The sequence below is a fragment of the Bacillus cereus group sp. MYBK195-1 genome (genome assembly GCF_051916605.1).
Lineage (GTDB): Bacteria > Bacillota > Bacilli > Bacillales > Bacillaceae_G > Bacillus_A > Bacillus_A cereus.
The window spans coordinates 258,171-273,828 of the sequence record NZ_JBQAGZ010000004.1 but is presented as its reverse complement, the minus strand read 5'-3'; the positions used below and the strand labels follow the sequence as shown (position 1 = coordinate 273,828).

Below are 15,658 nucleotides of genomic sequence, written 5' to 3'. Positions count from 1 at the left end.
AAACCTGCATGGTAACAAGTTTTTGGCACAGTTCTATTATTTAATCCCTTTCATAAGTACCTGAATCTTTGGAGCCATGAAATATAAAATAACACTTAAAACAATGGATACTCCGCCAATTACACCGAAATAAATAATCTCTGTTTCAGGATTATATAATCGCACAAGCTGCGCATTGATAGCTTGTGCAGATGCACTCGTTAAAAACCATAGACTCATTGTTTGAGCAGAGAACGCTGCTGGAGCTAGTTTTGTAGTAATAGATAAACCTACAGGTGATAAACAAAGTTCCCCGATTACGACTAGAAGGAAACTAATGACTAACCAAATTGGGCTAACAAGGGATTCGGTACCATGGATATATGCAGGAATAATCATCACTAAGAATGATAAACCAGCAAATAATAAACCGATAGCAAATTTATTTGCTGTACTTGGTTGGCGTGAATTCAGCTTTACCCAAAGCCAAGCAAATACTGGTGCTAGTAAAACAATATAAATAGGGTTTAATGATTGGAACCATGAAGATTGAACCTCCAATCCTGCAAAGTTTAACTGCGTACGTTGATCAGCATAACTAGCTAAGATGATTGCTCCCTGCTCTTGAATCGCCCAGAACATTGTAGCAGCGATAAATAGTGGTATGTAAGCAATTAAGCGAGATTTTTCAACTTCTGTCGTCTTTGGACTACGATACATAAAGACAAAGTAGCCTGTTGGAATTAGAATACCTAAGATACTTACAAGTAAAGTAAATCGATCAATCGTTAAAATACCTGTTGGAATTGTTAACACACAAACTAGTGCAATTGCGATAATACCAATACTAAACTGTATAAGGATCTTTTTTCTTTCCTTGTCTGTTAAAGGATTTGGTACTTGCGTTCCTGCTAATCCTAGATTTTTCTTTTTCGTAAGAACATACATAATTAATCCAAATAGCATACCAATTGCTGCCACACCAAAACCTAAGTGGAAGTTATACTTTTGACCGAGTGTTCCAATCACAAACGGAGATAATAGTGCTCCTAAATTAATACCCATATAGAAAATACTGAAACCTGAATCACGACGAGTATCTGTTTCACTATATAAATCACCAACAATACTAGATACATTCGGTTTTAATAACCCTGTTCCAAGTACTAAAAATACCATTGAGATAAATAATGTACTAACCGTTCCTGGTAGAGCTAAGATGAGATGACCAATCATTATTAAAACACCACCCCAAAATATTGTTCTACTTGAACCTAATAGGCGGTCAGCAATCCACCCACCAATAATGCCAGACATGTAAACTAACGAACCATAGATAGCCATAATGGATGCAGCTGTGGCGTGATCCATCCCTAAGCCACCTTTAGAAATGGAATAGTACATATAGTAAAGTAATATTGCTCTCATTCCATAGTAAGAAAATCGCTCCCAAAATTCTGTAAAGAATAGGGTAAATAGCCCTTTTGGATGTCCAAAGAAACCATTTTGTGGAACGGTGCGAATGATATCGCTTTTGTTAAGCTTCTCCATACAAATACACTCCTAATATACAAATATAATAATTCATTTTTAAGTATATACCAAAAAATAGAAAATTTGAATAAATTTTTATTTGTGTAATAATTAGATTTTTAAGAAAAAACTAATTTATGTGTTGTTTTCGATGATAATTTTATGTAAATTATATAATATATATATAATAATTCTGATAGTGATATTGTACAAATATAAATATAAATATAGGAGGATTTATATATTGGCAATGAAAGCAGTTACGATAGAAGAAATTTATCAAGAAATATTGGATGGCAAAAGGAAACGATTCCCTCCAAATACTTGGAAAGAAGATTTGGATAATAAACTCGCCCGCAGAGTAATCACATATTTATTACACAGTATTTTAAAATGGGATAAGGAAGACATCAGAAAAAAATGGAACACTCAATTACTTGTAAAGTATAAATTACGAGGATTACTCAAACATAGATACGAAAATAGCCCTTTTAAAGCAATAAATGATTTATACCCAAGTGAGTTTAAAGAATGGGAGTTTGGTATGACTCCTTTAAATTTTTGGACGAAAGAAAAGGCATTAACGATTTTGAGATGGATGATTGAAGAAAAAAAAGGTTTATCGAACGAAAAGCTCTTACGCGTATACGGCAAAAAATGGTTGGAGAAAAACAAACTTAGTGCCCCTCTGGCTATGTACTGGAATAGTAGTCCGTTTGCAATGATTAACGATTTGTACCCTAGTCGTTTTAAAGAATGGGAATTTCTCATGACGCCCAATAACTTCTGGACAAAAGAAAAAGCATTAGAAGCATTGAAATGGACCATTGAAGAAAAAGAAAAATTAACGCCCGAACAAATACTGGATGTTTACAGTATAAAGTGGCTAAAGACTCACAGATTAGCGTCTCCATGTCAATTAATGTGGGGAAATAGTCCATTTAAAATGATAAACGACTTATATCCAGGTCGCTTTAAAGAATGGGAATTTAAAGTTACACCAGTTGGCTTTTGGTCCAAATGTAAAGCACTAGAAGCATTAAGATGGACCATTGAAGAGAAAGAAAAACTGGATGAAAAACAGCTATTAAACGTATTCAATCAACGATGGCTCATAAAACAAAAATTACGGACACCCTTACAACGCTATTGGAAAGGAAGCCCCTACGGGATGCTTATTGCTTTATATCCAAATCGTTTTTCTAAAGGTATGTTAAAAGGGTATTGTAATAATTAAAGTGGAAATGTAAGTATGCAGAGACGCCCTTTGGTGTCTCTTTTTGAAATCCTATGTAAGTACATTCTTATGTGCATATCGCTTTATTTATCGAAGAAAGTGAACCTGTTATATTATTTCCCAATCCATCTCGTCAAAGCCATACCAAGAAACCCAGCGCCCATCCCAATCATCCACCCAGTTTTGGCACCCCCAAACATAGATCCCACTCCCGCGCCAAGAAACGTACAGCCCACGAATACTATCCCCCAATGCCCCAGTTCGGTCGTTCCATGCTTCATCCCCACCCTTTCTTTACAACATATACTATATGCAAGCTAAAATTTCTAGCTTATGAACTGTTCATTTTCTTGACTATAACTATATGTTTCATATCCATTACTTACAGGTCCAAATGTCATTTTCACATCAATTCGTTACTTAACTTCATTGGTTACTTTTTTTCATCTTATAGAAGATTATTTCTCAACACATAACACATGGAATTATATTACCAGTAATGGTAATATAAAGGTACCTTCAATTGTTAACTGTTGTTCCCTTTTTGAAAGTCCTGTCAAAAGACAGGACTTTTTAAATTTACTTCCTACTAATTTGGCTTTTTCGTTAATATCCTTTTACCTTGTATTTATTTGTTTTGTTATCTTTCCTTAACAACAAATAAGACGTCGCCAAAATCAAGGCAGCGCCTACTATAAATCCTATACATTTAATCAAAATCATTTATCCTCACATTATTTATTTCTTTGCTTCCATACCCCATTCTCTTTACGAAAAGTATTCTTTCCATTCATGAAGTCAGCTGTATTACCAGGAATGCTATATTTCTTATTCTTTTTCTTAGACTTCTTCTTCAGCCTTTTCTCTTCTTGGATAGCTTGCAAATCCGCCTTCCATTGTTTCAACAAATCCTTTTCACGTCGCATCGAATTTGTACCCCTTGGTTTAAAATGTGAACCAGATAATTAGATTCTACCTATTCATATAGATATCCTCTAATCCAATGTACTAAGTTATGTTTTTCTTTTTAAATAGACCAACAATATATTAAAATATTCTATATATCCAAGGAGGTTTGTCATGCTCAACTTTCATAAAGAATTACCCCTATTAGGATTCTTTTTGTTTTTATACAGTTTTATTGGTATCATCTTTTTATTACTATTCCTGAGCGTGTAGTAACAATGCAATGCGTATACATATATGTTTAATGTGTAAATTCTATAAAAGAAGTAAAAAGCACCTCTGCTGGATGATTAATATATACTATATATTAATTAGGAGAAAACATTTGGTATAATATAAGTGCTTTATTATATGTGTTTTCTTCAAACCGTCTTAGGAGGAAAGCAGTTTTTTATTTTTTCAATAGTACTTACTAACTATTTCTGTTAATATTTAGTTACCGATATGTGTATCAACCGGCCTGTGCTTCTGTACGGGCTTTTTTGATGCTTTAATGCTTCGTAATACCCAGGAACCTGTCTTAGTATTCGGGAATTCTACTAGATTCCCGAATACTAAGACAAACAAAAGCCTGTCCTATTAACTCTATAAAGACACCATTGCAAATATAATCCCTTATAGCTTCTATAGATTCTCAACTTTTTCATAATATTTATGAGAGTTTTTTTATATTCATATTTCTGTAACATCTTTATATAACGTTTCAATATATTACGTGTTAAACTTAAAACATTCCAAGAAGTCCTTTACTTTTAGAATCGACAATTCTTCAATACCCTTAGTCTTGCCCTGCATCCCCTGCAGGGCTTTTATCATTTAGCTAGAATTGATAAAGCCTTTTGTAGATTTCTTCAACCTTATCTGTACTGTTATTTATATCTCTAGCTCTTAAATTCTTTGTGAGCCACAAGATTTTCTTCCGTTCATATTCATCTCTCTGCTATTTATCCGTTATTTTCCATCCTTAATAATCCGTTTATTGATGCGTTCCATAACTTTATCCTTAGTTAGATTTTCAATAACATTGGAAATTGAAAAAGTGAAACTATCTGTTAAAGGCAATTCGAAAAATATTAAAGTTATGATAGATTCAATGAAATTAGATCCACCTCAATCCCTTTAAAACAAATATAGCCCAAAATTCCTATTTTATTTCTTTAAATTTAAACTATATAGAAATTTATTTAACTTTTAATAATTAAGTCTAGCTATGAGACTATACAAAAAATCGTCAGCGCTTTTAAAAAGCAACTGACGATTTTTTTATTCTCTTACATTTTTATTTAAATTGGCATCAACAATAATTCCATTGACATCTATAATAATTATGTATGTTATATATTTCTTAATCTCTTGTTTTAATTAAATAACAGATTCGCTATGCGAACCGAACAAACAATCTCTTATTTCTCCATGATTCTACAAATGCGCTTTAAATTTTATACAACTTGAAACTGATCCACCTATGTCATCTTTATTTGATGAGGCCTTTTCTATTTTTAAATCGTAGTGCTTTTAATATAGTTTCTTTCATGATTTCGTTTCGATTTCTCTTTTGTTTCCGTTGTTCTTGAAATGAAATTGGAAATTAATTATAGTATCCCAAATGGTATACACAAGCTATTTCACACAAATGATTGACCATATTCTTTAAATTGTATTTAATCATTAATTTTTGAATTACCAATAATATTTTTCTGGGTTATTACATTAAAGTTAATATTGTGATATATTTATATTCGGAATAATTATATCTTACATTTAAAGGGAGAATTTTAATGGATAACCTACTATTGAAAAAGGACTTAACAACGGATCAAATGGTTCTTGTTACTTCAGAGTTTGAGAAAAAGAAAAAATCAAAAGGACTTGCTTACCTAATTTGGTTTTTTCTAGGCGGACTTGGTGGTCACCGCTACTACGCACGTGACTTTGGTATGGCAATTGCCATGACACTGACTCTTGGAGGGCTTGGTTTCTGGGCTTTAATCGATGTTTTCTTTATTGGAAGCCGAATTGGTAAGAAAAATGAAATGTTAGAACGTGAAATTATTATGAAAGTTAAAAAGATGACTGCTTCAAAACGTTTATCTTCATAAAAAGCCTCCTTTGGGAGGTTTTTTATACAAACACTTCAATTTATGTTTTCACTAAATACTTTTTCCAATAACAAGTATCCTCCCCCCATAACATGTAGCCATCAATACATCATACACATTTCTAATTCTTGTTTCTCACTGCGTGTAATCATATACAACTTTACGTAACTCGTCCTTACTTCTCTTTTTATGTATTTTTATGTTTTAAGAAAATGACTCCACCAACTAGTAACAACAATGCTCCCACTGTAATAGACTTGAGACTATTATGGAATTGGTACTGCAGATATTTCGATGCAAAATTGCATTTTTAATTCAGATATATTGATGTATACTGAAAATGAACTACTCAACTTTTTTATTTTAAGTTAGTATATCAAACCCTAACTACCTAAAAAACTCAAGTAAACGTATCTTATGTCATTTTAAAAAATACAAAAGTACCTTATATAATATAAGGTACTTTTGTATTTTATGTTTTAGAATTCCTCGATTTGAACTGTAAAGTTGAAATATAATACAGATTACGAACCGTTTTATACGTATCTCAGTTAAACTTCAGAATCACATATTGTTTTAACTACTGCTATTCTTCTCTAATTACATCTATAACGTTATCCTTTTTAATTTTCCGAAGCGGAATTAGTACCGATACATAACTAATCAAAAGTGCAGTTATAAATGTGATAAAGCTAGATTGATAAGGTATAATCCATTCAAACGACACCGTATTTGACAGTGCTACATAAAGAATATACGACAGCATACAGCCGAAAAAGATCCCTTGTATGCTTCCAAAGAAACCGTACAGAAGTCCTTCATATATAACCATCTTTTTCAAATCCTTCTGCGACATACCAATCGATTTTAAAGCAGCCAATTCTTTTCTTCTCATAATGATGCTGACTGTAATGGTATTTAAAATATTTACACAACCAATTAGTGTAATAACAGCTATAAATCCGTACCCTAATATTTTTATATAAAGTATATTGTCTGTATGGAAATTACTTTGAACAATATTATTTTGTACATCTATAGATGCATCTCCACCCAGTTTCTTTTGTATATCTAAAATTGTAGCATCAGCCCGAGATTGATTCTCTAAATCAATTTCAAAACCTGTTAATTTTTGTGGAGATGGTGTAATATATTCGGCTATTTGTTCACTAGTAATAAAAGTTATGGTATCCATCACTCTGCTCATATTAAAAATGTCCAATTCTACAATAGCAGCTATTTTTAAAGTTTCTAGATTATCTTCATTGTAAGAGATTTCCTCTATAGGCTTTCTTTCCTGCCGACTTGTTATTTGGATTTCATCCCCTACCTGAAAAGTACTTAGAGAACCTATATATTTTTTACTTGTATTCATATCATTTGATGCAGCTTGTTTTACTAAAATAACCTCTTTTTCACGATTTAATTTTGAAATATCAATTCTTCCACTAGTTACATTTTCAGCTAGTTTCTTTAAACTATTCTCATCGTATGCTTTTATTTGTGTTTCCATAATTTCTACAGTTTGATCATTATATTTTACTTTTTGATACAGCGATTCATTTCCTTGTAATTCTTTAATTTGTTTATTTTTTGGTACTTTTGTGTAAAAATCATTTGCCTGATATTGCTTGTACAGATTCTCTACGTTATTAACTTTATAAATATTTTGACTCAAACGATCTATGCTAGGCTTGTCTAAATTTGAATTAACCGTAACTGATATGTCCGATTTTAGAGCTTGAATTTCCGGTTGTTTACGCTGAATGACAGTATCTATAAGAAACGTAAACGTGATATACAGTACACTACTTATGATGATAGATAAGATTGTAACTGTATATCTATTGGGATTCCTTTGGATATTTTTTAATGCCATACTTAACGGAAAAGATAGTGGTTTCTTTAGTTTTGTTCTCTTTTTTTTCTTTATTTTTTCTTTTTTTATAGCTAATCGGCTACTTACGGCCAATAACGGTGAAATTCTACCTGCAAAAAAAGCAGGAAAATAGCTTGAAATATAAACTGTTATCAATGTAATTAAAGAACTTACACATATAATTAACCAATCTAATTTAATTGTATATCCCATAGAGTTTTGAAGTACGTTTATAAGTACTTGATTAAGTAAAAAGACTACTAATATACTGCACAAAATCCCAAAAAAGATAGCAATAATAGAAAGAAATGTTGCTTCTCTTATCACAATTTTTCTGATTTGTTTTTTTGTAGCTCCTATACTCCTCAATAGCCCAAACTGTTTCATTCGCTCTACTATACTAATTTGAAATGCATTATAAATAATAACAATTGTAGAAATCACAACAATCCCAATACTAATAGCGGCTGCTACCATTATCTCCACACTAGGCTTTAAGACTCTCTTTAATTCATCATTCACTCTCATATTTTCTTTATTCGTCAATAATTTAAATTGATTTTCAACTTCATCGAAGTTTGCGTATTTATGCAATTCAATCAATACACTACCTTCTCCAACTTTAAACTTATTTTTATATGTTAATAATTGACCGGTTTTATTTTCCTGAGTACTACTAGACTTATTTAGCAAACCAACAAGTTTATATTTTTTTTCATGAATAGTAAACATACCGTCTAATTTAAGATTGGGCCCGAAGTAAGGCAGCATCCATTTTTCCAAAACAGCCTCGTTTTCATTTGAAGGTAGCTTACCTTCTACAGGAATACTAGACTTTAACAGCTTCAATGCTTGATGATCTGCATACATATAAGAGACAGCTATCTCATCAAATTGGAGCACCTCTCCTGGAGTTATGATGCCATAAGAAGATATATTCGGATTACTTTTTATCATATTGAAAAGCTTTTGATTATAATTTTCAACTGAAATATTTGCAGAACCCATAGAACCTTTTTTAGCATTTTCAATTCCCGAAGTGTATCCACTATTAAAAAAAAGTCCAATCGTTGTTATTAGCGCAAATGCTAGAATAATACCTGTTAATGTTAGCAGAGTACGTTTTATATTACTTCTGAGATATTTTTGACTTAACTGTTTGTAACTATGAATCAATACTCCTCTCCTCCACATTTCTCTTGATTTTGCACTAATTGTTTATCTGAAATAATCATGCCATCTGTAATGGTTATAATTCGATCAGAATTTGATGCGATAGCAGGGTCATGGGTAATTAAAATCACCGTCTGATTATATTTTTTAGCCGTTACTTTTAATAAATTCAGAACTTCTTTTGTATTTTTTGTATCTAGATTTCCGGTTGGTTCATCCGCTAAGATAATATCGGGTTTATTTATAAGAGATCTACCAATAGATACCCTTTGTTGTTGACCACCCGATAATTCAGAAGGCAAATGATCTCGTCTTTCATTTAATCCTAGAGTTCTTATAATTTCATTCAGGTAATGATCATCTACCTGTTCTTCGTCCAATAGAGCTGGCAAAGCAATATTTTCTTGTACATTCAATACAGGAATTAAATTGAAAAACTGAAATATAAATCCAACTTTTCTTCGGCGAAAAATAGACAGTTCATTATCTTTATAATTGTAGATATTTTCATCACCTATAAACACATTTCCCGAACTCGGACGATCCAGACCTCCTAAAATATGCAATAAGGTACTTTTACCAGAACCTGATGCTCCAACTATGGTTACGAATTCTCCTCTATGAATGGAAAGATTAATTCCTTTTAACGCCTGTACTTGCGTTTCTCCCTCTCCATATGTTTTTACTACATTTTCTAATCTAACAACCTCCATACAACTCATCCTTTTCACAGATTAATTTTGAATCTCTACAAAATAGATTTTATCCTTATCGTGTTCACCATTCTCGTCTTTCACTGCATACACTTTTGAAACGTATTCGACCACCTTTTTTACCTTGTTTTTATTTTTATAATCAAAATTTTCTTTTGCAAACTGAATTAACGAAAGGCTTACTTCTTTTTCTTTTAATTGTTTATATGTTTCCTCATTAACAATTACTATCGGTGATGAAAAATAGCCAATCCAATTATTTTGTTCAATATGTTGAACAGGTATCATTTGTCCATTTAAATTTAAATTTCCATCCTTAACTTCCTCATCTTCCGTATTTTTTCTATAAAATATGTTTTTTTCGCTTGCTAATTCTTTTATTTCTTTTACCGAGGCTGAAGTCATTGAACTATCTTCTTTAGATAAGGGTGTTCTTATAATTCCTTTTTTTAAGAATTTTTCAGCTGTAGATTTTGTAATAACCGCATATTGTTTCTTTGTAACAGATGGTTTATTAAGTTCCTTGTCTATCTCTTCTTCAGTCATATTTCCTCCTTTTTCTTTCCATTCTTTCTTAATTTCTTCTTTCTGTTCGGTAGTGAATTCTTGTTTTATTATTTCTGTAACCAATTTATAACTATAATCTGCTGTTCTTACGTTTTGATCTTTATACAGATTTTTGACAGCTGATATATTTTCTTTCGTTCCAGATACCATGATACCGTTTACTGGTTGTGAGGGACCATTTATATACCGATTTACAGCAAACCCTATACCTATAAAAATTGCTGTTACTACTAGAAATCCTATTATCTTTTTCATTTTCTTCCTCCTCATATACTATGTTTAATCTGGGATTCGAACAGTAAGTTTTTTCTTTATATCAACAGTGGCTAAAATGCTATAAGTCTTAATAAAGAATGATTACCCTCAGTATAGACGTCTTTAATTGTTAATTGAATAACTCTTGTCTTACTATGTATACTTTAATCTTACAGTTTAGTAAGATTACTAAATCTAACTTTTTATATACTCGTAACTCTGATCAAGATATACTTTAAAATTAAATAGTTTTTATACACTTATTTAAGTACACACATACTTTTCAAATTCTCAAAAATCAGCTCCCATTCGGCTCTTATTCTCCATGATTTGTTTTTTAAAATTCATTTACATAATTAATGCGAATTCAAATTTCATTTAACATTTTTGTATAAGATAACTTAAACAAAACATTACTGATTGTATAAAAACGTACAAATTCAACAATATTACAAGGTTTTTCAAAATATAAGCAAGTACATGTATGAATTACGTGAATATTCTGCTTTAAGTAATTGTTGTATCTCATTATGTACTGAAAAGCTTTAAGCCGATTTGGGTATTATGCTTATACTCAGAAAAGCCTCTAAAAGTCCATTTCCATACTAAACTATTTTAAATTAGCCAATCAACGTGTAAAATAACTGTCATAATCTAAAATACTGCCATAATCAAAGACAAATGAGGAGAGATACTATGGATAAAGTATTATTCGTTGAAGACGATAACGATCTAGGAATGGCTATTGAGTTTACTCTAAAAGGAGAAGGACTTGAGGTTATAAGAGTTTCTACTGTACAAGATGCAAAAGACCAATACGAAAATAATAAATTTGACTTAGCTATATTGGATGTTGGACTCCCAGATGGAAATGGGTATGATTTATGTACCTATCTTAAAAGAAAAGGTGATATACCTATTATTTTTCTCACAGCACTGGATGAGGAGGCAAATGTAGTAATGGGCCTTGATATCGGTGGAGATGATTATATAACAAAACCCTTCAGGGTAAAAGAGCTATTATCTAGAGTAAAAGTACAATTAAGAAAAAAAATTAAAACAGCTTCTAATACTATATTGAGGTCTGAAAATATACAGCTTGAAGTTGAAGCGGCCAGAGCCTTTAAGCATGAAAAAAGTATAAATTTAACACATTTAGAATACAAACTCTTATTAACGTTAATGCTAAATCCTCATAAAGTGTTACAAAGAAATGAGATATTGAAAAAAATAGCAGATGAAGGTGAAGTGTTTTTCGATGAAAATACTCTTTCTGTTTATGTAAAAAGATTGAGAAGTAAAATTGAGGATAATCCACAAAATCCTGACTGTATAATCACACAAAGAGGTGTCGGATATTTCTGGAATAAAGACGTCAGTAAGGAGTAATTTAATGATAAATAGAGAAATAAAAATTAATATACTTACATTAGCATTAATTTCTTTTTTATTTATTATATATCAAGTTATCACAGTTCATATTCTATATGACCATTTAAAAAATGATTATATTACTATTTGGAGTGAAATTACTGGAAAACTAATTGAACAAAACCCAGAAAATGAATACGAAATAATACAAGCACTTACAAATGATACAGCCAATAAAAAAGATTATTCCAGTGATGGAGAAATGCTATTAAAACAATATGGTCTATCTGCTGAATTGGATTCAAGAATTTTTCCTTATTTAAATAAACATATATCCCAAAACAATATATACATGTACCTTGGAGCAATAGGGTTCAGTTTAATCCTAATTTTTCTAAATTACTTACAATTTAAATCTTTTTTCTTAAAAATTAGAAATGTAACAGCTGCAGCGAATAAAATTATTGAAGGCGATTACACCATTGATATCAAGGAAAATAGAGAAGGAGATTTAGCTAAACTTACTAATTCTTTTCATAAACTGAAAAATGTTATTAGAAAAAGTATGCATAATTTAATGGAAGAGAAACAATTTTTAATTCAAACTTTACAAGATATTTCTCATCAACTAAAAACACCACTCTCAACACTAACAGTGAACAATGATATCTTATTACAAGGTAAATTAAATGAACAACAATATCATTTTTTACACAATAATGATGTTCAAATTTCAAGAATCAGCTTTTTAATACATAATTTATTAAAAGTTTCAAAAATAGATGCTAGGGCAATACTATTTGAAAAAGAAAACTCTGATATTATTGATACAATTTATGAGGTCATTGCTAGTTTGAACAGTAAATTAAATAAAAAAAATATGAACATACATTTAAAAACCAATGAAAAAATATCACTTTTCCATGACAGTATTTGGATGCAAGAAGCTTTATTAAATATTTTAAAGAATTCCATTGAACATTCAAATGATAATAGTTCTATTTATATTGAAGTAACAAACTCTCCTGTTCATACTGAAATAATAATTCAAGATTTTGGTGAAGGTATTGCATCAGAAGATTTGCCATATATATTCGATAGATTTTACAAAACAAAAAATTCTAATAAAGAAGGATCCATTGGAATTGGCTTAGCACTAGCAAAATCAATTATCGAAGCTCATCATGGATTTATTAAAGTAGAAAGCCAAAAACACTCATTTACAAAATTCACAATAACTTTTATGAAGTATTAATAGTTCATAAATGATTGTAGAGAAATAACTTTTTCGTTTTAGGGGTAATTAAAAATCTTAGCTTGATTGGTATAGAGTCACCATATAAAAAAAGAAAACTGTACGTTTGAACACAATTTAGACACAAAATATCCGATTCCTTGTACGCTAAGGGATCGGATATTTATTTTACTGTTTTATATAGTGTACAATTTCTCACTTACAAGGTCTGTGTAGCAACCAAACCAACTCTTACGTTAAATGACTAAATAATACAAACGGTATGAAGAGAATTTCTAGTCTTTTCATACCGTTTTACGTTTGTTTTTAAGTTTCATACGAAATTGGTGGAAAGATAGCAGCATCTCTTTTATAAATAAGGCTCAAAAGTTACCATAGCTGACAACGGAAATATTAATGTAACTCTAGTTCCTTTATTCACTTCTGAATCAATGGCAATTTTCATACCTAATTTTGAGCACAGTTTTTCGCATAGATACAAGCCCATTCCTGTACTTTTGCTAAATTTTCTTCTATTCTCTCCAGTAAATCCTTTCTCAAAAACTCTATTTATATCTCTAATTACTATCCCTACTCCATTATCCTCTATGGTTAGTATTACTGAGTTAGTTTTCTTAATTGAGTATATACGTATCATTTGTTCTTTGTTATTTGAGTACTTTATAGAATTTCCTATTATTTGATTAATAATAAATTCAATCCATTTCCCATCACTATATACAATCTCATCAATATCCTGTATATCTAATTTTATTCTCTTATGAATAAAATCCCTATAGTTTCTTTTAATTACATTCCTTACTACATTATCAAGGTTGATTGGCCTTATCATATAGTCTTTATTAACGTTATTGCTTCGAGAATAATATAGAACCTGTTCTACAAACCCCTCAATTCGATCCATTTGAGAGTCAATTTTATTCGTTACTTCATTTTGATTATTTTCAATTATAAGCTTTGTAGAAGCTATTGTCTTAATTTCATGCACCCATGTCTCTATATATTCTCTGTAATCCAACTGTATGTCTCTATATATTCTCTGTAATCCAACTGTATGTCTCTATAATACTTTACATTTTCATGCATATCTCTACTTACTTCTTTCAGTATAGCGTTAAGCTTTTCACCGTGTATAAAGTTTGCTTCCTTTACGACCTCTGGTAGTAGGTATTTTTTCTCCAAGTTTTCTAATATGCCATTAATCTCATTATAATAATTTTTACATTTTATAAATTCTATAACCATATATGAAATTAATGGAAAAGACAAAAGACAAAGAATATTATAATGAACTGAACATTTGCAGTCAGCAATATACCTGCTAGTATAATAAATAACAGTACATTAGATAGTATTACTACCATTTTATCTACCTATATTCATGGCATTATATACCCTAAGCTTCTTCTTGTTGCAATTAGATTTTCTATACCTATCTCTTCAAGCTTTTTTCTTAATCTATTTATATTAACAGTTAAGGTGCTATCATCCACAAAATAATCAGATTTCCATAAAGTTTCTATGAATGAATCTCTTTTTACAATATTTCCGCGATTGTTTATTAAGCATGAGAGTATTTCAACTTCATTTTTAGTTAATTCTACAGACTTGTTTTGATAAGTAACTGTTGAATTTGAAAGATTTAAATTAAAATCCCTATAAATTAGGAAGCTCATCCTGCTTCACTTCTTCCTAATTGGATTTATTTTTAAATACGGTACATGAAATTACCAATAATAAAAAAATCCTTCAAATAGGGCCATATTACATTTTCTCATTCTGTGAGATTAATCTAATGATACAATAAAGTACAAGTCTCTATTTTAAAGAACTAGAAAACTCAATGTTCTGGTGCTGTAGTCGTACATAATTCCATTACAGTAAAGATACAAAATAAAACATTAAAGCTCTGTTCACGATCTAATCGTCCAAAAATCATCAACGATAAACGCCTCCACTTTTCTCATATAACATCACATCAAATAATATAATCAACAAATCTGTTATAAAAAAAAGAGAGGCGCATGCCCCACTTAAAATTGAAATCCAAACTTTTTACTATCATCTGTAGCTTTTTTCCTTACTTTAAATAGACTTAAGAAGCTTTTTATACCCCAGCTGAATACTATCTATATTGTATGACTTCATAATTTCATAATACCTTGTTTCGTTTGTTGTAGAATTGAAAAATGAATCTCTTCCATCTCTAGTAAGCTGATATTTTCCCTTTTCAGTAAACTCAGCTCGTATTTTATACTTTCCTTCTTCTACCTCAAAATAGTAATGAGCTTGTCCATTTTGTAATCTAGACACTATTTTTTCTTCAACTATTTCTTCATTTTCATTAATTAAATATAACTTTATTTCACCTATTTCAGGTGCGATTGTTTGTTCCTCAGGATCAATCCAACCATCCTCATTTTCATCAAACCAGATATAACCAGAAATAGTCCCTTTCTCTGGATCCCAAACCTTATCCATCTCTTCTGCAAATGCTAAATTTTTTGGTAAAAATAATGTAAAAATGAATAATAAAACTGACATACATGTTATAGATTTAATTGTTTTCATCAATATCATCACCCAATCCTATAATATTTAACAAGAATATATAAATATTAATACGATATA

11 protein-coding genes and 3 pseudogenes are annotated in these 15,658 nt (G+C 30.4%); 4 read left to right on the top strand and 10 right to left on the bottom strand.

Translation table 11 applies throughout. The annotated features are described in order from the left end of the window. Nucleotides 1–36: 36 nt before the first annotated feature. Nucleotides 37–1,530 (bottom strand): peptide MFS transporter, encoded by a 1,494-nt coding sequence (locus tag ACTFRY_RS19700; protein WP_098616324.1) that lies wholly within the window; start codon nt 1,528–1,530, stop codon nt 37–39. A gap of 226 nt (nt 1,531–1,756) precedes the next feature. On the opposite strand from ACTFRY_RS19700, the gene ACTFRY_RS19695 reads away from it, so the two are divergent. Then, nucleotides 1,757–2,749 carry a DUF4046 domain-containing protein gene (locus ACTFRY_RS19695; protein WP_001240850.1) on the top strand — a complete coding sequence of 331 codons (993 nt, stop codon included), beginning with the start codon at nt 1,757–1,759 and terminating at the stop codon, nt 2,747–2,749. 113 nt (nt 2,750–2,862) lie between these two features. Here ACTFRY_RS19695 and ACTFRY_RS19690 read toward each other — a convergent pair whose 3' ends face one another. The 3 genes and pseudogenes from ACTFRY_RS19690 to ACTFRY_RS19680 form a co-directional block, all read right to left on the bottom strand. Further along, nucleotides 2,863–2,985 carry a hypothetical protein gene (locus ACTFRY_RS19690; protein WP_002063117.1) on the bottom strand — a complete coding sequence of 41 codons (123 nt, stop codon included), beginning with the start codon at nt 2,983–2,985 and terminating at the stop codon, nt 2,863–2,865. Nucleotides 2,986–3,483: 498 nt separating this feature from the next. Then, nucleotides 3,484–3,675 carry a hypothetical protein gene (locus tag ACTFRY_RS19685; protein ID WP_001250597.1) on the bottom strand — a complete coding sequence of 64 codons (192 nt, stop codon included), beginning with the start codon at nt 3,673–3,675 and terminating at the stop codon, nt 3,484–3,486. A gap of 1,446 nt (nt 3,676–5,121) precedes the next feature. Next, nucleotides 5,122–5,381: pseudogene (locus ACTFRY_RS19680) on the bottom strand (IS3 family transposase); the annotation flags it as partial. A gap of 112 nt (nt 5,382–5,493) precedes the next feature. Here ACTFRY_RS19680 and ACTFRY_RS19675 point away from each other — a divergent pair. After that, entirely contained in the window at nt 5,494–5,814 is a 321-nt protein-coding gene (locus ACTFRY_RS19675) for a TM2 domain-containing protein (RefSeq protein ID WP_000369371.1), read from the top strand. 586 nt (nt 5,815–6,400) lie between these two features. Here ACTFRY_RS19675 and ACTFRY_RS19670 read toward each other — a convergent pair. From ACTFRY_RS19670 to ACTFRY_RS19660, 3 genes are read right to left on the bottom strand one after another with little or no spacing between them, the layout of a single operon-like run. Then, nucleotides 6,401–8,869: an ABC transporter permease gene (locus ACTFRY_RS19670; protein WP_098616323.1), complete on the bottom strand. Its 2,469-nt coding sequence runs from the start codon at nt 8,867–8,869 to the stop codon at nt 6,401–6,403. Then, a complete protein-coding gene (locus ACTFRY_RS19665) occupies nt 8,866–9,579 on the bottom strand; it encodes an ABC transporter ATP-binding protein (RefSeq protein ID WP_097855914.1) in 714 nt (237 codons plus the stop codon). The genes ACTFRY_RS19670 and ACTFRY_RS19665 overlap by 4 nt, the downstream gene beginning before the upstream one ends. Before the next feature lie 21 nt (nt 9,580–9,600). Then, entirely contained in the window at nt 9,601–10,401 is an 801-nt protein-coding gene (locus tag ACTFRY_RS19660) for a lipoprotein BA_5634 family protein (protein WP_098616322.1), read from the bottom strand. A 696-nt stretch (nt 10,402–11,097) separates the two neighbouring features. Between ACTFRY_RS19660 and ACTFRY_RS19655 the strand changes: the two genes are divergently transcribed. Together ACTFRY_RS19655 and ACTFRY_RS19650 are read left to right on the top strand one after the other, a co-directional pair. Next, nucleotides 11,098–11,790 (top strand): response regulator transcription factor, encoded by a 693-nt coding sequence (locus tag ACTFRY_RS19655; protein WP_098616321.1) that lies wholly within the window; start codon nt 11,098–11,100, stop codon nt 11,788–11,790. A 4-nt stretch (nt 11,791–11,794) separates the two neighbouring features. After that, complete coding sequence (locus ACTFRY_RS19650; RefSeq protein ID WP_098616320.1) at nt 11,795–13,027, top strand: HAMP domain-containing sensor histidine kinase; 1,233 nt, start codon at nt 11,795–11,797, stop codon at nt 13,025–13,027. Nucleotides 13,028–13,376: 349 nt separating this feature from the next. On the opposite strand, the pseudogene ACTFRY_RS19645 reads toward ACTFRY_RS19650, so the two are convergent. The 3 genes and pseudogenes from ACTFRY_RS19645 to ACTFRY_RS19635 all read right to left on the bottom strand — a co-directional run bounded on the left by ACTFRY_RS19645 (nt 13,377) and on the right by ACTFRY_RS19635 (nt 15,598). Continuing rightward, a pseudogene (locus tag ACTFRY_RS19645) lies at nt 13,377–14,391 on the bottom strand (ATP-binding protein). A gap of 15 nt (nt 14,392–14,406) precedes the next feature. Further along, a pseudogene (locus ACTFRY_RS19640) lies at nt 14,407–14,694 on the bottom strand (winged helix-turn-helix domain-containing protein); the annotation flags it as partial. A gap of 418 nt (nt 14,695–15,112) precedes the next feature. Continuing rightward, the gene (locus ACTFRY_RS19635) at nt 15,113–15,598 is read right to left on the bottom strand and encodes an SdrD B-like domain-containing protein (protein ID WP_000849082.1); all 486 of its coding nucleotides are present in this window, start codon (nt 15,596–15,598) and stop codon (nt 15,113–15,115) included. Nucleotides 15,599–15,658: the final 60 nt, after the last annotated feature.